This window comes from Clostridium sardiniense, from assembly GCF_019753795.1.
Classification (GTDB): domain Bacteria; phylum Bacillota; class Clostridia; order Clostridiales; family Clostridiaceae; genus Clostridium; species Clostridium sardiniense.
Map to the genome: position 1 here is coordinate 72,159 of NZ_JAIKTU010000014.1, position 19,369 is coordinate 91,527.

A 19,369-nucleotide genomic window follows, 5' to 3' on the forward strand; every position below is an offset into this window, starting at 1 on the left:
ATTTAAAATAGATAAGAATATACAGTTTTAATTAAATACACTTGAATTATAAATATTTACAATTAAGATAATATATGATATATTGTGATGAGAATATAAGCAGTAAGGAGTGGTATTAGATGAAAAAAATTTTAGTGAAATCAGATAATGGAAATATAAAAAAATATACTGCTCTAGAATATTATATTGTTTAAGATGAAAAATTTTAATTAAGAGAGTATTATACCTCGGGCAGGAAAAAATTCTATGCTAAGGTATTTTTTTATACTTAAATTTAATATTTTAATAAGAATTATATTTAATTTATTTAAATAATCGTTAAGTAAAAAAAGGTAATCATTTTGGGCATAATAAAATATAAATGTTATTATCTGTAGAATACAAGTGAGTATTTAAATTAATTTTATAAAATGAAACAATAGGAGGAGATGAGGATTAATGAAATTAATTTTAAGGTATTTAAAAAACTACAAATTACTGTTCATAATAAATGTGATATCTGTATTTGGTTTTGCATTAGTTGAGCTCGGGATACCAACAGTAATGGCAAAGATAATAGATATTGGTATAGTTTATAATGATATACCGTATATAAGGAAAATGGGAATTATTATTGTAGTTATTTCTATAATAGGATCTATGGGAACAATTTTACTTGGATATTGTTCATCAAAGATTTCAACAAGTGTCACAAGAGATATTAGAAATGATATATTCGAAAAGGCACAAGAATTTTCTCATAGTGAATATGATAAGTTTGGCATATCTTCAATGATTACTAGAACTACAAATGATGCTTTCCAATTGCAACAATTCGTAAATACTGTTCTAAGGGTTGCACTTATAACTCCAATCATGTTTACAATTAGTTTAATAATGATAATAAGAACAAGTTTATCCCTATCTTTGGTTTTAGCTGTCACAATTCCATTTATAATTGCTGGAGTCGTAATCATAGCTAAGGTTTCTCATCCAATGTCAAAAAGTCAGCAAAAAGGTTTAGATAAATTAAATCGTATATCTAGAGAAAATCTAACTGGTATAAGGGTAATAAGAGCCTTTGGAAATGATGATCATGAAACTGAGAGATTTAAAGATACAAATGAGAGCTATGCAAAAATTTCTAAAAAGCTTAATAAACTTATGGCAATTACTCAACCGACTTTCTTTTTCTTACTTAATATAGCTATAATAGCTATATTCTGGATATCAAGCAAGATGATAAATGTAGGCTCATTAGAAGTTGGACAATTAGTTGCGTTTATAGAATATCTATTCCACGCAATGTTTTCAATTATGTTATTTTCACTAGTATTCGTAATGTATCCAAGAGCTGAAGTTTCAGCAAATAGAATACAAGAATTATTAGAAGAAGAACCTCTAATAAAGAGTCCTAAAAAAGGTGTAATAGATACAGTAGAAGAAGGATATATAGAAGTTAATAATGTTACATTTACTTATCCATATGGAGAAGAACCAGTACTTAAAAATATATCCTTTACTGCAAAGAAAGGGGAAACAGTAGCCTTTATAGGTAGTACTGGAAGTGGTAAGAGTACACTTATTAATTTAATACCAAGATTCTATGATGTTACAGAAGGTAGCATAAAAATAGATGGAGTAGATGTAAGGGAATATGACCTTAAGGCCTTAAGAAAGAAAATAGGTTTCATTCCACAAAAGACTTTACTATTTACAGGTAGTATAGGTCAAAATATAAAGTTTGGTAAAAGAGATGCAAATACAGGAGAGCTTGAACATTCAGCTAAAGTAGCTCAAGCTTATGAATTTATATCAAAGAAGCCACATAAATTTGATGAAGAAATTAGTGAAGGTGGATCTAATGTATCTGGTGGTCAAAAGCAAAGATTATCTATAGCAAGAGCTGTAGTTAGAAAACCAGAAATATATATATTTGATGATAGTTTCTCAGCATTAGATTTTAAGACAGATGCAGTTTTAAGAGCTAAATTAAAAGAAGAAACTCAAGATTCCATAGTTTTAATAGTAGCACAAAGAATAAGTTCAATTTTAGATGCAGATAAGATTATAGTGCTTAATGAAGGGGAAGTTGTAGGAGAAGGTACTCACAGAGAATTACTTAAAAATTGTGAAATCTATTATGAAATAGCAACATCCCAGCTTACAGAGGAGGAATTAAAAGATGCGTAGAATGAAAAATTTAAAAACAACTTTTAAAAATATTTCTCCATATGTTAAACCATACAAAATAGGATTTATAGCCTCTATATTATTTATAATAGGTGCAGCGACTATAAGTGCAGTATCACCTAAGGTTGAAGGGCTTATAATAACTCAACTTACTAAAGATGTAATAGAAATGGCAAAGGGTATATCAGGTGTTACTGTAAACTTTGCTTATATTACTAAAATACTTGTAATTCTTGGATGTCTTTATACAACTTATACTGTATTAACTTACGCAGCAAACTTTTTATTAACAAATGCAATTCAAAACACTATTAGGGACTTAAGAAATGCAGTACAAAATAAAATTAGAAAATTACCTATAAGTTATTTTGATAGCAATAGTTATGGAGATGTTTTAAGTCGTATATCAAATGATGTTGATACAATATCTAATGCACTTCAACAAAGTTTTAGCCAAGTAATAAATTCTATATTAGCTGTAACATTAGCACTTGCAATGATGTTTACTATCAATGTAAAAATGGCACTTTTAGCAATGCTTATAATTCCAATTAGCTATCTTGTTTCAAGATTTATTGTAGGTAAATCACAAAATTTATTTGAAAAACAGCAAAATGCTTTGGGAAAATTAAATGGTACAGTTCAAGAAATGTATACAGGATTTAATGAAATAAAATTATATGGAAAACAAGAGGATGCAATATCAGAATTTAAAGAAATAAATGAAGAGCTTTGTACTAATGGGTTTAAAGCACAATTTGTATCTGGTATTATGTCACCGTTAGTTTCATTAGTGACATATTTAGGAATAGCTGTAATGGCATTTATAGGTCCAGTTTATGCTATAAAGGGAATAATAACAGTAGGTAATCTGCAAGCCTTCATTCGTTATATATGGCAAATTAATCAACCTCTTTCTCAAATAACTCAATTATCTTCAACTATACAATCAGCTTTTGCAGCTATGGAACGTGTATTTGAAATATTAAATGAGAAGGAAGAGACACCTGATCCAGTAAGTTCAGTAAAGATAAAAGAATTACGTGGAGATGTCACATTTGAGCATGTTAAATTTGGATATAATGATGATAAGATATTAATAAATGATTTAAATGCAGAAGTAAAGAGTGGGCAGATGGTTGCAATAGTTGGACCAACAGGAGCAGGTAAAACTACATTAATAAATTTATTAATGAGATTCTATGATATTAAAGGTGGTTCAATTAAGATAGATGGGGTAGATACTAGAGATATGAAACGTGAGGATTTACGTTCCATGTTTGGTATGGTACTTCAAGATACATGGTTATTTAATGGAACAATACATGATAATATAGAGTATGGTAGATTTGGAGCAACAAAAGAAGAGATAGTGAAAGCTGCTAAGATTGCAAATGTACATCACTTTATTAAAACTCTTCCAGATGGATATAATATGTTCTTGAATGAAGAAGCATCTAATATATCACAGGGAGAAAAGCAGCTTTTAACTATAGCAAGAGCTATAATATCAGACCCGTCAATTCTTATACTAGATGAGGCAACAAGTTCAGTAGATACAAGACTCGAACAATTACTTCAAAAAGCTATGCAAAATATAATGAAAGGCAGAACAAGTTTTGTTATAGCGCATAGACTTTCAACAATACGTAATGCGGATTTAATTTTAGTTATGAATGATGGAAATATTATAGAACAAGGAAATCATGAAGAGCTTATGGCAAAGGGTGGTTTCTATGAAAAACTTTATAATAGTCAATTTGCAAGCAAAGAAGCAAAATAATCTCTAATACAAAGGAAGAAATTAAAGCATATATCAATTTTGATATGTGCTTTTATTTATTAGATATATGAATAGATATAATAAATAAAAGAAAAAGATATTAAATAATAGATTAAAAAGAATGATTTCTACTTTATGGTATAATAAGAATAATTTATTTCAAGGTATGGAAGGTGGTAGTATGTCTAATTCTTTAAGCACAAAGAAATCTTTAGCATGTTCATTAAAAAAATTAATGAGGAAAACTGAGTTAAATAAAATATCTGTAAAGAGTATAGTAGATGATTGCAAAGTCAACAGGCAGACCTTCTATTATCATTTTATAGATATATATGATTTACTTGAGTGGATTTATAAAACAGAAGCAATTGAAAGTATATCCGAATGTAAAAGTTATGAGACTTGGACTGAGGGATTTTATAAAATATTTGTTTATATAGAAAATAATAGAGAGTTTTGTATCAATTCATTAAATTCTTTGGGAAGAAATCATTTAGATAATTATATATACTCGGTAACTAATGATTTAATAATAGGAGTTATAAATGAGATATCAGAAGGGATGATTGTAGAAGATTCTGATAAGCAATTTATTGCAGATTTTTATACTGTAGCTTTTACAGGACTTGTTGTAAAATGGATGCATAATGGGATGAGAGAAAAACCAAAGGAAATAATAGAAAAGTTAAGCGAGTTAATAGAAGGCAATTTTTTAAGAGCCTTAGAGAGATATTCTAAAAAAGAGAATTGTAGTTAATAAAAATATAGTAATTTTAAATAATAAGAATAATAATTTATTATTCTTATTATTTATTTATTGCCTCTTATTAAAGGGAGTAAATTATCAGTAGAATATGTTTATTGACATAATAATACTATTATGATAAAATAAAAAATTTATATATATATTAAAAGTGTGGTATAATATATATATAGAAAAAAAGGAGGGATTAGTTGTTTAATATAGGAGATAAAATAGTTTATCCAAGTCAAGGTGTTGGAATAATTGATTTCATTGAAACAAAAGAATTCAAAGGTGAAATGAAAAAATATTATAGGATACATCTTTTTAATAACACAATGAAATTAATGTTACCATTTAGTAGAGTAGAGCAATCAAATATAAGGTTAGTTAGTGATATTAAAACAATGGATTATAATTTAGACAATATGGATAAATTTATAACTAAAGGTGATGATTTAATGAATCATAACTTTAAAGAAAGATTAGTTATTAATTCTACAAAAATAAAATCAGGTTTACTATCAGACTATTTTGAAGTTATATGTAATCTTAGTCAAATTGATTCTAAACATCCTCTAAATACTAGTGAAAAGCAGATGTTAACTAGTACAAAGAAAATTCTAATTGAAGAGATATGCCAATCTAAAAGTTTATCTAATGAAGAAGCTTCTAATTTATTGGAACTTTCTATAGTCTTTTAATTCATAATAATATAAGAAAATACTTCAATATTATTTATAAATAAACTAGGAAAAAGAAAATTTTTGATGTGACTATTTAAATTTTAAATAAAAAGGAGTGATTAATTGGGAAATTTAATAAAGATAAACATGTATGTAGAAAGAAAAGAACCTAAAGATATAGATATGATTCTATTAAAGGAAAATTTTCTTTCCTATAATAAGTGGTTAGAAAAAATGAATAAAGAAGATATTATTGAAAGTTATAAAATGTTTTTAACTACAATATCTTAATCTAAGAGGAATAAGGCAGAGTCTAAAGGCTTTGCCTTATTTTAATTTTAGTGATAACTTTATAAGTATAATAAATGTAATCTGGAGGGCTAGAATATGAAAATAATGATTATAAATGGACCTAATATAAATATGATTGGGGTTAGAGAAAAAGGTATATATGGCACAAAGAGCTTTGAAGAAATTTGTTCATACATAAGATCAGAAGGAGAAAAAAGAGGTCATGATATAACTCTTCTTCAGAGTAATTGTGAAGGTAAAATAATAGACTTCTTACAAGATTCATACTTTGAAAAGTATGATGGTGTGGTTATAAATCCAGGGGCATATACTCATTATAGCTATGCTATACATGATGCTATAAAAGGAAATACAGGAATACCAACTGTTGAAGTACATCTTTCAAATGTTCATGCAAGAGAAGATTTTAGAAAAGAATCAAAAACTGCAGCAGCTTGTATTGGACAGATTGCAGGGTTCGGAGAAAAAGGATATATACTAGCAATTGAAGCGTTAGAAGATTATAAGGAAAAAAATATTTAATTTAGATTAAATAATATAAAATTAGACATATTATATTGAGATAAGCAAATAGAGTTGGAATTATAAACCTTAAGTGTAATTATTTAAAGTTACACTTAAGGTTTATTATTTTTGTATGAAGATAAATATTTAAAAAGTATTATCTAATCTATTTAATGAAATAATAAACTTAGGTTTTATTATAAATAAGGAAGTGTTCTATATGGAGTTAGCTATATTAAATAAAGTAAAGAAAAGCTATGGAAATAGAGATATATTGTATATTGAAAAGTTTGAGATATTAGATGGGGATAGGATTGGGATAGTAGGTAGGAATGGCTCCGGAAAGACTACATTAATTAAATGCTTAATAGGAGAGATAGATATTGATGAAGGAGAGAGGTTTATTACAGACAGTTATTCTTATATAAGCCAGATTGAGGATGATTATGGGGATTGTACAGAAGGTAGGATAAAGAGTTTATTTGGAGCGTCGGATAAGTATAATGAGTTCTTATCAGGTGGAGAAAAGGTAAAAATAAAAATAGTAAATGCACTTAGTGAAAATAAAAATCTTATAATAGCAGATGAGCCAACATCAAATTTAGATAGCTCTAGTATTAAGGTATTAGAAAATATGCTAGAAGGTTATAATGGTTCATTGCTTTTAATATCTCATGATAGAGAATTCTTAGACTGTTTATGTAATTATATAGTAGAAATAGATGATGGAAAGATAAAAAGATATAAAGGCAATTATACAGATTATATAAATCAAAAAAGAGAGGAGAGAAAGAGAGAAGATAGAGAATATCATAGTTATATTAAAGAAAAAGAAAGGTTAGAAAAAGTTATATTAAAGAAAGAAGGGTTAAGAGATAGAATAAAAAAAGCTCCAAAAGGAATGGGAAAATCTGAAGCTAAAACTATAAAAATGGGTGATCAAAAGGGAAAGAAAAATATTGATAATAATATCAAAAATATAAAAAATAGAATAAATCATTTAGAAGTTAAAGAAAAGCCGAAGGATGAAGTAGAAATTATAATAAAAATAAAAGAAGAAAGAGATTTTAAAGCTAAAATACCAGTAAAGGTAAAAGACCTAAAATTAACTGTTGGAGATAAAGTTCTACTAGAGGAATGTGAGTTTAGCATAAACAAAGGAGATAAAGTTGCTATCATAGGAGAAAATGGATGTGGTAAATCAACTCTCTTAAAGGAAATAATAAAAAATGATAATGACAATATTAAAATTTCTAAAGGGGTAGAAATAGGTTATTTTGATCAAAGTCAAAAAATATTAGATGAAAGGAAGAGTGTGCTAGAAAATGTAAAAGTGGATTCCTATTATGATGAAAGTTTTATAAGAAGTAAATTAAATAATTTCGGATTTAAAGGAGAAGCTGTAAATAAAGAAGTTAATTTATTAAGTGGTGGAGAAAGAGTTAAGGTATCACTTTGTAAAATACTTTTATGCGACAATAATTTATTAATATTAGATGAGCCAACAAATTATTTAGATATAAAATCAATGGAAGCTCTTGAATCAGCATTAGTTAATACAGATAAAACAATTATATTAGTTTCACATGATAGAAAATTTATATCAAATATATGTAATAAAATTATAGAGATAAAAGATAAGAAAATAAATAAATTTGATGGAAATTATAAAGAGTTAAAAGAATCTATAAAGAAAAGAGGCGAGAGTAAAGTGGAAAAACATAATAAAGATGAAATTTTAGTATTAGAAAATAAAATTTCAGAAGTCATATCAATGCTTTCAATTGAAACAGATGTCAATAAAAAAGATAAGTTAGATAATGAATATAATATACTATTAAAAGATATAAAAAAACTCAAAGAAGAAAATATTAAGAATCTAAACAAGTAATTTGAAATATAATAGCATTATATAAAATTTAATTTAAAGGTTAAAAATAAGTTAAAATGATAAAAAAACTTTATATTTTTAACAAATTATAATACAATTATATTAATATTTGAAATATTCGGTAAAATTTATTAAACTTAGTAGAAGGGAATATCTACTTATATAATTAAATTTTACTTGTATATAAATATATTTTGGAGGTGGTAGATGTGATAAACTTGATGATCATTTGTGCTTTAATTCTACTAGTATGTGTAACCTCTACTAAGATTTTATACAAATTTGGGGTACCTATTCTTTTAATTTTCATCATATTTGGAATGTTATTTGGTTCAGATGGAGTTATAGGAATATACTTTGACAATTACGAATTAACAAGTCAATTATGTTCAATTGCATTAATTTTTATAATGTTCTATGGAGGTTTTGGTACCAGTTGGAAAATGGCCAAACCTGTCGCAGTACAATCTGTACTACTCTCAACAATAGGAGTTGTTATAACAGCAGGACTTACTGGATTATTTTGTTTCTGGGTGTTTAAGACAACTATATTAGAGGGACTGCTTATAGGTTCAGTAATTGCATCCACTGATGCAGCAGCAGTCTTTGCAATTTTGCGTTCTCAGAAATTAAATTTAAAAGGCTCTTTAGCATCAATATTAGAAGTTGAAAGTGGTAGTAATGATCCATTTGCATATATGTTAACAATAATCATATTAGGATTATTGGCAGGTAATGGTTATGGATCAATAGTGCCAATGCTTTTAACTCAAGTAATAATTGGAGTATTATGTGGAGCAATTTTAGCAAAAGGAACTGTATATTTATTAAGGCGTGCAAATTTCGAAATAGAAGGCTTTTATCCAATATTCGTTACAGCAGTTGCAGTTTTAGCTTATGCTTTAAGCGAATATTTAGGAGGAAATGGATATTTAAGTGTATATATTGCAGGTATAATAATAGGTAACAAAAAAATACCTCATAAAAAGAGTCTTGTTCATTTCTTTGATGGTATATCATGGATAATGCAAATAATGTTATTCTTTATACTTGGATTATTAGCATTTCCGTCACAGTTACCGGCAGTCGCATTTAAAGGTGTATCAATATCATTATTTATGATTATAATTGCAAGGCCAATTGCAGTATTTGGAATACTAAGCTTCTTTAAGATGACATTTAAAGAAAAGCTTTTTATATCATGGGTAGGACTTAGAGGTGCAGCATCTATGGTATTTGCAATCTTTGCTGTAACTTATGGAGTACCTATAAACAATGATATTTTTCATATAATATTCTTTTTAGCATTATTTTCAGTTGCTGTGCAAGGAACTCTTGTGCCAACTGTAGCAAAAAAGCTTGACCTAGTAGATGATGAATCACCTGTACTAAAAACATTCAATGATTATAAAAGTGAAAAAAGTACAAAGTTATTAGAAATTAAGGTTAAAAAAGGTAGTAAGTATGTAAATAAGTCAATTATGGATTCAGATATACCAGAAGAAATTTTAATTGTTATGATAAAACGTGATGGTAATGTATTAGTACCAAAAGGTTCTACTATAATAATGGAAGGTGACATAGTTGTATTAACTGGTGAGAATTTAGAACAATTAAATGATTTAGTATCTAATTGATAAAAGGACTAGTAAGTATACTAGTCCTTTCAATCTTTATTTTTTATATTTAATTTATTTATTTATTTATTTATTTATTTATTCCTGTGAAAATGAGAATAGAATCTCTTAAAAACTCTGCAAGGCCATCTTGTTCTTTATCATAATAAGCTTTAAATCTTTCATCATCAACATACATCTGTGCAAGACCTGCATGAGCTTCTTTGCTATATTTAGGCCAAGTATATAATAACCATTCTCTATGCATATTAGCTACTTTTTGAGCTAAATTACTTGAAGGATCGTTAGTTTTAAATGCTTCTAAAAGAGTTTTATTTATTTCTTCTGAAAGGGAATTAAATTTATTATAATCTTCTTCACTCATATTAGCGAATAATTTATTTGACTTATCTATTGTATCATTACCATACTTGTTTCTAATTTCTTTTCCATATTTTTTTTCATTATCATCTATGATTTTTTGTTTAAAGCCCTTAAATTTTTCTTTATTATCCATTTTTACATCTCCTTTTACTGAAGCAATAGTTTGCTCAACATTTTTAATAAGCAAGTCTAATTGCTTTCTTTTTTCAAGAAGTTTTTCATGGTGATCTTTAAGAGAATTTAATTTATTAAATGAAGGATTTTCTAATATTGATTTTATAGCATCTAGGTTTATACCAAGTTCCTTATAAAAAAGAATTTGTTGTAGAATATCAATTTCTTCCTCACCATAAATTCTATATCCAGATGAATTGATTCTTGCCGGCTTAAGAATTCCAATTTCATCATAATATCTTAAAGTTCTAGTACTAACTCCTGCTAGCTTGCTTAGGTTTTGTACTGTATATTCCATATTTCCACCTCCTGATAAGATAACTATATACCTTTACGTAGCGTTAATGTCAACAATATAAATAAAGAAATTTAGATTTAAAAAATAAACATAAAAAATCTATATAGTAACCTCTTATTAATAATAGGTTATATAAAATTATATTAATAGTTAAATACATATAAGTATATACTTATAATATATATAACATAATAATATTTTACTTAAGAAAAACTTTATGTATAATTTGAAGAAGGAAAATATACATAGAGGAGATATATAATTGAATAAAATAAAGAAAATAATCCCAGGAATAATAATTTGTATAATTATTGGGATAATATCAGAAGTACTTGGAAAAAATTTTACTACAATTGGAGCTGCAACATTTGCAATCTTCATTGGAATAGTAGTTGGAAATACAATTTTTCATGATAAAAAGTATGAGGATGGAACAAAGTTTGCAGAAAAAGACCTTTTAAATTATTCCATAGTACTTATGGGAGCAAATATAAATTTAACTGAAATATTGAGTTTGGGTTTTAGTGGATTAATTTTTATAATTATACAAATGACCTTAACAATATGTATAGCATATTTTATTGGGAGAAGACTTCAATTTAATAAAAAATATTGTCTTCTTATGGCATCAGGTAATGCTGTGTGTGGATCTTCTGCAATAGCAGCTACAGCGCCAGTTATTGAAGCAGATGATTCAGATAAGGTTATATCAATAACTATAGTAAACATAATTGGTACAATATTAATGATAACTTTACCCTTAATAGCATCATCATTATATTCTAATGATACACTTCAAACATCGGCTATTATTGGAGGAACCTTGCAATCTGTAGGACAAGTAATTGGTTCAGCTAAATTTGTTGGAGATAGTGTTGTAGGATTAGCTACAGTATTTAAAATAATTAGAATTATACTACTTGTAGTAGTTGTGTTAGTTTATGAAAAGATACATATTTCAGAATACAATAAAAATATAAAATATGATAAGAACATAAGAGATAATGAAAATATAAATATTAATAAGAAAAAGAAGAGAATTAATATACCTTGGTTTATAACAGGATTTTTCATAGTTTGTATTCTTTATACAATAGGAGTAGTTCCAGATTTCCTATCAAAATTATTTAAATGGATAAGTAGTAACTTTGAAATTATAGCGTTAGCTGGTATAGGGATGAGGGTAAATATAAGGGACCTTGTAAAAGAAGGGCCAAAAGCATTGTTATATGGAGTATTAGTAGGAATATGCCAAGTTATATTTGCAATAATATTAATTAGAATATTATTATAAACATAATAATAAGCATTAAATTGGAAAGTAGAAAGCTTTTAAGGAAGTTTTCTACTTTTTATTTTATAAGAGAGAATTCTTAAAGTGCTAAATATTGAAAAAGTAATATAAATAAAATTACATCACAATAGATTTACTGTATAAATACTATAAAAGTATATAAGTTTCTTATAGTATTTTAAAGGTTTTAGGGGGGATGATTATGAGAAAATTTATAATTGATACTGATACGGCAACAGATGATGTTGTTGCTATAATTGCAGCATTAAGAGCAAAAAATATAGAAGTTTTAGCACTTACTGTTGTGGCTGGAAATGTAGAATTAAAGCAAGCAGTTAAAAATTCATTAATTGCAGTACAAGTTGCAAACACATATAGACCACCTGTATATATAGGAATGGCAGAGCCACTTTGTAGAAAACTTGTTAAAGCTGAAAATGTTCATGGAGATGATGGAATGGGGAATACACATTTATTTCCTTCTAAATTAAAACCGAAAAAAGAGCATGCAGTATGTGCTCTAATAAGATTAATAGAAGAAAATCCATATGAGATAGAACTTATAACACTTGGGCCTCTTACTAATGTTGCTATGGCATGCTTAAGAGCTCCGAAAACAATGGAAAAACTTAAATCAATGACATTAATGGTTGGATCGGGACCTAATACGCCAGGAAATACTACAGAAACAGCAGAATTCAACGCATATGTTGATGCTGAAGCATTAAGTATAGTATTAGATTTAAATGTACCTAAATTTTTAGTAGGTTTAGATGTTATTACAAGAGATACATTTGTAGGGGGGGATAGTCTTAAGAATTTGCAAGAAAGTAACTTCTTCACAACAAAATTTATATTAAGAATCACAAAATCTATTAAAAAATTTAATGAAAATATGGGTAGTGAAGTATTTGATTTAGCAGACCCTACAGCGATGGCAGCCACAATATGGCCAGATATTGTAGAGCAGACAGAAGAGGTGTATGCAACAGTTGAAACTAATAATGAAGAGAATTATGGTCAGATGTTTTATAGAATAAATAAAAAGAATGAAGAAATATATAATGCAACAATATGCTTAAAAATACATAGAGAGAAGTACAGAAAGCACATGATAGATGTAATTTTTAATGATGGATATTTAGAATAATATTTTTTAGGTAGACAAATCCGAGTAAAAAGGTTATAATTGATAAAAATTATCAGTTAAGGAGGGGATGATATGAGTAATGTAGCAATGGCATTTTTACTAACACTAATTGCAGGATTAGCAACAGGAATAGGAAGTTGTATAGCATTCTTTGCTAAAAAGACTAATACAAAATTTCTTTGTGTAAGTTTAGGATTTTCAGCAGGAGTTATGATATATGTTTCAATGGTAGAAATATTTCAAGGAGCTAAAGAGGCATTAATTGGTGCAATGGGAGTTAAAGCTGGCAATATAATAACTGTAGTTTCATTCTTTGCAGGAATAGCAATTATAGCAATTATAGACAAGCTTGTGCCAAAGGAAGAAAATCCCCATGAAGTAAAAACAATAGAAGATGTTAATAGTTTAGATATTACTGATCATAAATCAAAACAAGACAAAATGCTTTTAAGAACTGGCTTAGTTACAGCACTTGCAATTGGAATACACAATTTCCCAGAAGGACTTGCAACATTTGTTTCAGCACTGGATAATGTTAGCCTTGCAATACCAATAACTGTAGCTATAGCTATTCATAATATTCCAGAAGGTATATCAGTTTCTGTACCTATTTATTATGCAACTGGAGATAGGAAGAAAGCTTTTATATATTCATTTTTATCAGGGATGTCAGAACCAGTAGGAGCTATTATTGGATATGTATTACTTAGAAATATTTTTAATGATGTAACTTTAGGAATTTTACTTGCAGCAGTTGCTGGTATTATGGTATTTATATCAATTGATGAGCTTCTTCCAACGGCTAGGAAGTATGGCGAACATCATTTATCAATATATGGATTGGTGGCAGGAATGGCAGTTATGGCAATAAGTTTAATTTTATTTATTTAGTAAATATCATATTTGTATGTCTAAAGAGTATCAGTTTTAACTGATACTCTTTAATATTTATTAAAAAATTATTCTTAAAACTAACATTTAATAGCAATAACTATTAGTTATTACTATGATATAATAAATTTCATGTAATATAATACAAAATTTACTTATGAGAGAAGAGGTTATATAGGAACAATAAATAATGGAGGTGATAAACAATTCATGGAGAATTGGAAAAGAAATCTAATAATTTGTTGGTTTGGAACATTTATAACAATGGTAGGAATGAGCCAAATAGCACCTATTTTACCTATATACATAAAGCAACTTGGTATAAGTGATGTTACAATGATTGAACAATTATCAGGTATAGCCTTTGGGGTTACCTTTGTAGTATCAGGGATATTTTCTCCAATTTGGGGTAAACTTGCTGATAAATATGGAAGAAAACCGATGCTTTTGCGAGCAAGTCTCGGAATGGCTATTGTAGTTTTACTTATGGGATTTGTACATAACGTATATGTTCTAATAGGGCTTAGGCTTCTACAAGGAACTATATCTGGATATAGTACTGCATGTACTACACTTATTGCAACACAAACTGATAGAGAACATGCTGGAACTGCACTTGGTACATTATCAACCGCTGGAGTTGCAGGTTCATTACTTGGACCGATGATAGGAGGGTATTTAGAAGGTGTAACAGGAATAAGGAGTGTTTTCTTTATAACTGGAGTATTATTATTAATAGTATTTATATCTACTATATTATTTGTAAAAGAAGATTTTCAAGTATCAAAAGAAAAAGCACTTAAGTTTAAAGAGGTATGGGATATTATTCCTAATAAGAATTTAATGATTGCAATGTTTGTAACATCATTTGTTCTTCAGTTAGCATTTTATTCTATAGAGCCTATTATAACTGTATATGTAACAGACTTATCTAAAAATGCTACTAATATTGCATTTATTTCTGGGATGGTATTTTCAACATCAGGACTTGCAAATATTTTAGCAGCAAGGAGACTCGGTAGATTATCAGATAGGATTGGTGCACATAAAGTTATGCTAGTAGCTCTTATATTTGCTGGAATTATATTTATACCGCAGGCCTTCGTTAAAAATCCATGGCAACTTATGGGGCTTAGATTTTTCTTAGGATTATCAGCAGCAGGACTTAATCCATCAATAAATGCAATAATTAAAAAAATAACACCAGATAAGATTGTTGGAAGAGCCTTTGGATTTAATATGTCTGCACAATATTTTGGAACGTTTGGAGGTTCAATATTAGGTGGACAAGTAGCTGCTTTTTTTGGAATTAAATATATATTCTTTATTACAAGTACACTTTTATTATTGAATGGGCTTTGGGTATATAAACTAGTTTATAAAAAAATAGAAGAATAAAATATCTTGAAAATATTATTTAATTATAGTAAATTTAAATTAAGTAAATAAAAGAAATCCACTAAGTGGTAGAGGTTCGAGACCATCCCTCTATAAAAAACTAGGCAAACATGACTTTTATAGGTTGCACGGTCTTTTCGTACAACCTTTTTTAGTTTTATTTTAATGCCTTGAGATAGTCTCAAGGTATTTTTTTGTTCAATTAATTATATAGAAGGAGAGTTTTTTATGGATAAAAGAAAGGTAATAATAGATTGTGATCCTGGTATAGATGATTCACTAGCTATTATGTTAGCACTAAACTCAGAGGAGCTTGATGTATTAGGAATTACGATTGTATCTGGAAATGTACATGGAGAAAAGGGAGCAAAGAATGCATTAAAGATACTAAAGAAGCTTAATAGATTAGATGTTAATGTGTATATAGGAGAAGTAAATCCAATAAAAAGAGAACTTATTACAGCTGAAGATACTCATGGGGAAGATGGACTTGGAGAAACATTTTTAGAAGAAGTGACAGAAGTATCATACAAAGAAGGGGCGGTAGATTTTATAATTGAATCATTAAAAAAGGAAGATGATATATCAATAATAGCATTAGGTCCACTTACTAATATAGCAATGGCTATTGAGAGAGAGAAGGAAGCTATGAAAAATTTAAAGGAATTAGTTTTAATGGGGGGAGCTTTTAAAAGTCATGGAAATTGCTCACAAGTTGCAGAATTTAATTTTTGGGTAGATCCTCATGGGGCAGAGAAAGTATTTAATGAATTAGAAAAAAGTATAACAATGGTGGGACTAGATGTAACAAGAGATATAGTATTGACTCCAAATTATATTGAAATGATAAAACAGTTTAATGAACCATTAGGAGATTTAATTGTTGACATAACTAGGTTTTATGTAGATTTCCATTGGATGCAAGAGAGAACCCTCGGTTGCGTTATAAATGATCCACTTGCAGTTGCATATTTTATAGATAGAAGTCTTTGTACTGGAGAAGAGTATTATGTAGATATAGTTACTGAAGGTAAGGCTATAGGTATGAGTTTAGTTGATGAAGGAAATTTCTATAGGAAGAATCCAAATTGTTTAGTTTTAAGAGAAGTAGATTCTAAAAAATTTATGAGAATGTTTTTAAGTAGATTGTTTAAAGAGCATATAAAAGATATAGATATTGTTTTAAATTCTGATAAATATAGTTATTAATAGTTTAAATAATAGATGAAATAAGATATATGTAGTAAGAAAGAGAGAGATAAGAAATGAAAAAAATTAATGTAAGTATGATTGTATTTATGGCACTATGTATAGTTATAAATATTTTAGGTGGTTTTATTGCGCTATCATTAAGATTACCAGTATACATAGATACAATAGGAACAATTATGTCAGCTATAACTTTGGGACCAATATATGGAGGAATAGTTGGAATATTGACATCTATAGTTAATGCTGCAACATTTGACCCAATATCAATTTTCTTTATACCAGTACAGTTAGTTGTAGGATTAAGCACAGGTTTATTATTTAAAAGTAGTAAATTTAATGGAATAAAATCTATTTTATCTATAATATTAATTACAGTTTTAGGATCGATCACAGCTTCTGTTATTGCAGCAATAGTATTTAATGGGGTTACTTCATCAGGTTCAAGTATCTTAGTCACTATACTTAAAAATTCAGGAGTAAATATAATAGCATCAGTATTCTCTACACAAATATTTACTGATTTATTGGATAAGGGAATTAGCTTTTTTGCTGTTTTTAGCATACTTAAAGCAATGCCTAATAGCCTTAAGCTAAATTTATGTAGAGAGAGTTAGTAAAAAAGAGGAGTTATTGACTTTAATGTTGAAGTAAGTATAATGAAAATAAAATTTCATTAGCAATAAGTAAATAGAAAGGTGATAAAAATGATAAGACAAGCAGAAAAAGAAGACGTAAAGCAAGTTGTACCATTACTACTAAATGCAATGTATGATATAGCTTTTATGTTAACTGGGGGAAAAACAGAAAGTGAGGTAGTTGAAAATTTAGAATACTTATTTAAAAAGAGAGGCAATCGTTTAAGTTTTGAGAACACGCTTGTAAAAGAAGTAGAGGGGAAGTTTGCAGGGGTAATTGTTTGCTATCATGGAAGTGATTCTAAAAAGTTAGATAGTCCAATTATTTATAACTTGAGAGAAAATACAGGAAAAGAAATTCATTTCTTTGATAAAGAAGCGGAAGAGGATGAATTCTATATAGATACTTTATCAGTTTCAAAAAACTTTAGAGGAAAAGGGCTTGGAACAGATCTTATAAAAGGAGCAGAAAGAATAAGTAAAGAAAGAGGACATAAAAAGATTTCTCTAAATGTAGATGTAGAAAATGTACGTGCATATAATCTTTATAGTAAATTAGGTTATAGAGTTGATAAAGAGATTCTAATAAATAACCATAAATATTTTCATATGATAAAAAAGATACATTAATTTAATTAATATAAATATAAAACACTAACTTTAATTAAAGTTAGTGTTTTATATTTATATTGTAGAATTTATATCAATTACTTAGATTTTATATTTAATTAATGTAAAATAATAACAATTAAAAACGATAATAAATAATAATAAACAATATGATATAATAAAAAATATTAATAAAATGAAAACTTAGATATATAGATTTAATATTATATATCTAAAGATTATTAATAATAGCAAAAATAGTAGTAGGCAGGAGAGATAAATATGATAAAACTAATTGCAACAGATATGGATGGAACTTTATTAGATGAGAATGGACAACTACCAAAAGAGTTTTTTGATACTTTAAACAAATTAATTAAAAAAAATGTAAAGTTTGTTGTTGCTAGTGGACGTTCTTATGTTAACCTTAAGGAAACATTTAAAGAGATGAAAGATAAACTCTATTATATATGTGATAATGGCGCTTTTGTAGTAGAAGACAATGAAATATCAAGTGTTGAAATTATCGATAAAAAAGAAGTAAATAATATAATAAAAGTTTGCTCGGATATAAAAGATATACAAATAGTTTTATGTGGAAAAAAGGGCGCTTATCAAACAGAATGTTCTGATGAATTTAATAAAGAAATAGATAAATATTATAATAAGAAATATATAGTTGAAGATTTATGCGATGTTGATGATGATATATTTAAAATAGCTATTTGTGATTTAGGCAATTCTGCTAAGAACTCCTATAAGGTTTTAGAGCAAATATTTGGACATGATCTTAGTGTAGTAGTGTCAGGGGCTGTTTGGTTAGATATAATGAATCAAAATATAAATAAAGGTAATGCTTTAGAAAAAATTCAAAATGATTTTAATATATCTAGAGGTGAAACTATGGTATTTGGAGATTTTTATAATGATGTGGAAATGTTAAAAAAGGCTCATTATAGCTTCGTTATGGAGAATGCCAATGAGGACATGAAACAATATGGAAACTTTATAGCTAAAAGTAATATAGAAAATGGAGTTATAGAAGCCATTAAAGAATACGTGCTAAATGAATAAATAAAATATATAATAATTATTATTAAACCATATCTTTTATCTTACAAAAGCTGTATAATAAAATAAATAACGATAATAGAAGCGAGGGATATATTTAATATGAAGTTTGAATTAACTATAAATGAATTAGGAAGATTACTTAAAAAATTAGGTGATGAATATAAATTAGAATTAATGACTAAAATGGAGTTAAGTGGTGGATGGATGACTATGCATGGAGAAGCTACAATAGAAAGTATTCCAGCTGAAAGTGTAGGATGCAAAAGTAAAAGTAATAATATAATAAGTATAAGAGTTAAGTCAAATGATAGTGAACATGGTACATCATTAAAGCTTACAGGAGCTAAAAACTTAAAGTTTAAGATTGATGTTGCATCAACAAGATATAAAGAGTTAGCTCCAGGTAAATTAACACTTAATCAAATAAAAGTTAATGATGAAGAATGTAAATTAAGAATAGATGAAAATATTATATTTAAAATTCCAGGAACAGTAGAAGAGGTAATAGATTTTATAGAAAAATAAAAGATGAAAAAATAGAGAC

General features: G+C 27.4%; 18 protein-coding genes and 1 riboswitch. Of the genes, 17 read left to right on the top strand and 1 reads right to left on the bottom strand.

Translation table 11 applies throughout. The annotated features are described in order from the left end of the window. Positions 1-438 precede the first annotated feature (438 nt). The 8 genes from K5V21_RS15720 to K5V21_RS15755 all read left to right on the top strand — a co-directional run bounded on the left by K5V21_RS15720 (position 439) and on the right by K5V21_RS15755 (position 9,727). A complete protein-coding gene (locus K5V21_RS15720; protein WP_221862101.1) occupies positions 439-2,172 on the top strand; it encodes an ABC transporter ATP-binding protein in 1,734 nt (577 codons plus the stop codon). 1 nt (position 2,173) lies between these two features. Then, the gene (locus K5V21_RS15725; protein WP_221862134.1) at positions 2,174-3,955 is read left to right on the top strand and encodes an ABC transporter ATP-binding protein; all 1,782 of its coding nucleotides are present in this window, start codon (positions 2,174-2,176) and stop codon (positions 3,953-3,955) included. 181 nt (positions 3,956-4,136) lie between these two features. Then, positions 4,137-4,712, top strand: coding sequence for a TetR-like C-terminal domain-containing protein (locus K5V21_RS15730; protein ID WP_221862102.1), 576 nt, complete (start codon positions 4,137-4,139; stop codon positions 4,710-4,712). Positions 4,713-4,909: 197 nt separating this feature from the next. Beyond that, positions 4,910-5,401, top strand: a complete 492-nt coding sequence (locus tag K5V21_RS15735; protein WP_221862103.1) for a CarD family transcriptional regulator — start codon at positions 4,910-4,912, stop codon at positions 5,399-5,401. A 105-nt stretch (positions 5,402-5,506) separates the two neighbouring features. After that, positions 5,507-5,674, top strand: coding sequence for a hypothetical protein (locus tag K5V21_RS15740; RefSeq protein ID WP_204593576.1), 168 nt, complete (start codon positions 5,507-5,509; stop codon positions 5,672-5,674). Between the two features lie 96 nt (positions 5,675-5,770). Continuing rightward, positions 5,771-6,217, top strand: coding sequence for a type II 3-dehydroquinate dehydratase (gene aroQ, locus K5V21_RS15745; RefSeq protein WP_221862104.1), 447 nt, complete (start codon positions 5,771-5,773; stop codon positions 6,215-6,217). A 202-nt stretch (positions 6,218-6,419) separates the two neighbouring features. Further along, positions 6,420-8,090 carry an ABC-F type ribosomal protection protein CplR gene (cplR, locus tag K5V21_RS15750; RefSeq protein WP_221862105.1) on the top strand — a complete coding sequence of 557 codons (1,671 nt, stop codon included), beginning with the start codon at positions 6,420-6,422 and terminating at the stop codon, positions 8,088-8,090. A gap of 209 nt (positions 8,091-8,299) precedes the next feature. After that, a complete protein-coding gene (locus K5V21_RS15755) occupies positions 8,300-9,727 on the top strand; it encodes a potassium/proton antiporter (protein ID WP_221862106.1) in 1,428 nt (475 codons plus the stop codon). 70 nt (positions 9,728-9,797) lie between these two features. Here the strand turns inward: K5V21_RS15755 and K5V21_RS15760 are convergent, their stop codons facing one another. Beyond that, positions 9,798-10,562 carry a MerR family transcriptional regulator gene (locus K5V21_RS15760; protein WP_221862107.1) on the bottom strand — a complete coding sequence of 255 codons (765 nt, stop codon included), beginning with the start codon at positions 10,560-10,562 and terminating at the stop codon, positions 9,798-9,800. A gap of 262 nt (positions 10,563-10,824) precedes the next feature. On the opposite strand from K5V21_RS15760, the gene K5V21_RS15765 reads away from it, so the two are divergent. The 9 genes from K5V21_RS15765 (at position 10,825) to K5V21_RS15805 (ending at position 19,350) form a co-directional block, all read left to right on the top strand. After that, positions 10,825-11,856 carry a YeiH family protein gene (locus tag K5V21_RS15765; protein ID WP_221862108.1) on the top strand — a complete coding sequence of 344 codons (1,032 nt, stop codon included), beginning with the start codon at positions 10,825-10,827 and terminating at the stop codon, positions 11,854-11,856. Between the two features lie 202 nt (positions 11,857-12,058). Further along, entirely contained in the window at positions 12,059-13,006 is a 948-nt protein-coding gene (locus K5V21_RS15770) for a nucleoside hydrolase (RefSeq protein WP_221862109.1), read from the top strand. Between the two features lie 72 nt (positions 13,007-13,078). Continuing rightward, positions 13,079-13,897 carry a zinc transporter ZupT gene (gene zupT / locus K5V21_RS15775; protein WP_221862110.1) on the top strand — a complete coding sequence of 273 codons (819 nt, stop codon included), beginning with the start codon at positions 13,079-13,081 and terminating at the stop codon, positions 13,895-13,897. Between the two features lie 210 nt (positions 13,898-14,107). Beyond that, positions 14,108-15,295 (top strand): multidrug efflux MFS transporter, encoded by a 1,188-nt coding sequence (locus K5V21_RS15780; RefSeq protein WP_221862111.1) that lies wholly within the window; start codon positions 14,108-14,110, stop codon positions 15,293-15,295. Positions 15,296-15,360: 65 nt separating this feature from the next. Then, positions 15,361-15,405: riboswitch (PreQ1 riboswitch) on the top strand. A 118-nt stretch (positions 15,406-15,523) separates the two neighbouring features. Continuing rightward, positions 15,524-16,504, top strand: a complete 981-nt coding sequence (locus K5V21_RS15785) for a nucleoside hydrolase (protein ID WP_221862112.1) — start codon at positions 15,524-15,526, stop codon at positions 16,502-16,504. 56 nt (positions 16,505-16,560) lie between these two features. Then, positions 16,561-17,121, top strand: a complete 561-nt coding sequence (locus K5V21_RS15790) for an ECF transporter S component (RefSeq protein WP_221862113.1) — start codon at positions 16,561-16,563, stop codon at positions 17,119-17,121. Between the two features lie 90 nt (positions 17,122-17,211). Then, complete coding sequence (locus tag K5V21_RS15795; RefSeq protein WP_221862114.1) at positions 17,212-17,772, top strand: GNAT family N-acetyltransferase; 561 nt, start codon at positions 17,212-17,214, stop codon at positions 17,770-17,772. Between the two features lie 261 nt (positions 17,773-18,033). Then, entirely contained in the window at positions 18,034-18,825 is a 792-nt protein-coding gene (locus K5V21_RS15800; RefSeq protein ID WP_221862115.1) for an HAD family hydrolase, read from the top strand. 99 nt (positions 18,826-18,924) lie between these two features. Continuing rightward, the gene (locus K5V21_RS15805) at positions 18,925-19,350 is read left to right on the top strand and encodes a UDP-N-acetylglucosamine pyrophosphorylase (protein ID WP_221862116.1); all 426 of its coding nucleotides are present in this window, start codon (positions 18,925-18,927) and stop codon (positions 19,348-19,350) included. Positions 19,351-19,369: the final 19 nt, after the last annotated feature.

Coding starts and splice junctions, on each gene's coding strand:
- cplR (WP_221862105.1), top strand. CDS start 6,420: ATGGAGTTAGCTATATTAAATAAAGTAAAGAAAAGCTATGGAAATAGA.
- K5V21_RS15805 (WP_221862116.1), top strand. CDS start 18,925: ATGAAGTTTGAATTAACTATAAATGAATTAGGAAGATTACTTAAAAAA.
- K5V21_RS15800 (WP_221862115.1), top strand. CDS start 18,034: ATGATAAAACTAATTGCAACAGATATGGATGGAACTTTATTAGATGAG.
- K5V21_RS15760 (WP_221862107.1), bottom strand. CDS start 10,562: ATGGAATATACAGTACAAAACCTAAGCAAGCTAGCAGGAGTTAGTACT.
- K5V21_RS15770 (WP_221862109.1), top strand. CDS start 12,059: ATGAGAAAATTTATAATTGATACTGATACGGCAACAGATGATGTTGTT.
- K5V21_RS15720 (WP_221862101.1), top strand. CDS start 439: ATGAAATTAATTTTAAGGTATTTAAAAAACTACAAATTACTGTTCATA.
- K5V21_RS15725 (WP_221862134.1), top strand. CDS start 2,174: ATGAAAAATTTAAAAACAACTTTTAAAAATATTTCTCCATATGTTAAA.
- zupT (WP_221862110.1), top strand. CDS start 13,079: ATGAGTAATGTAGCAATGGCATTTTTACTAACACTAATTGCAGGATTA.
- K5V21_RS15785 (WP_221862112.1), top strand. CDS start 15,524: ATGGATAAAAGAAAGGTAATAATAGATTGTGATCCTGGTATAGATGAT.
- aroQ (WP_221862104.1), top strand. CDS start 5,771: ATGAAAATAATGATTATAAATGGACCTAATATAAATATGATTGGGGTT.
- K5V21_RS15730 (WP_221862102.1), top strand. CDS start 4,137: ATGTCTAATTCTTTAAGCACAAAGAAATCTTTAGCATGTTCATTAAAA.
- K5V21_RS15790 (WP_221862113.1), top strand. CDS start 16,561: ATGAAAAAAATTAATGTAAGTATGATTGTATTTATGGCACTATGTATA.
- K5V21_RS15795 (WP_221862114.1), top strand. CDS start 17,212: ATGATAAGACAAGCAGAAAAAGAAGACGTAAAGCAAGTTGTACCATTA.
- K5V21_RS15780 (WP_221862111.1), top strand. CDS start 14,108: ATGGAGAATTGGAAAAGAAATCTAATAATTTGTTGGTTTGGAACATTT.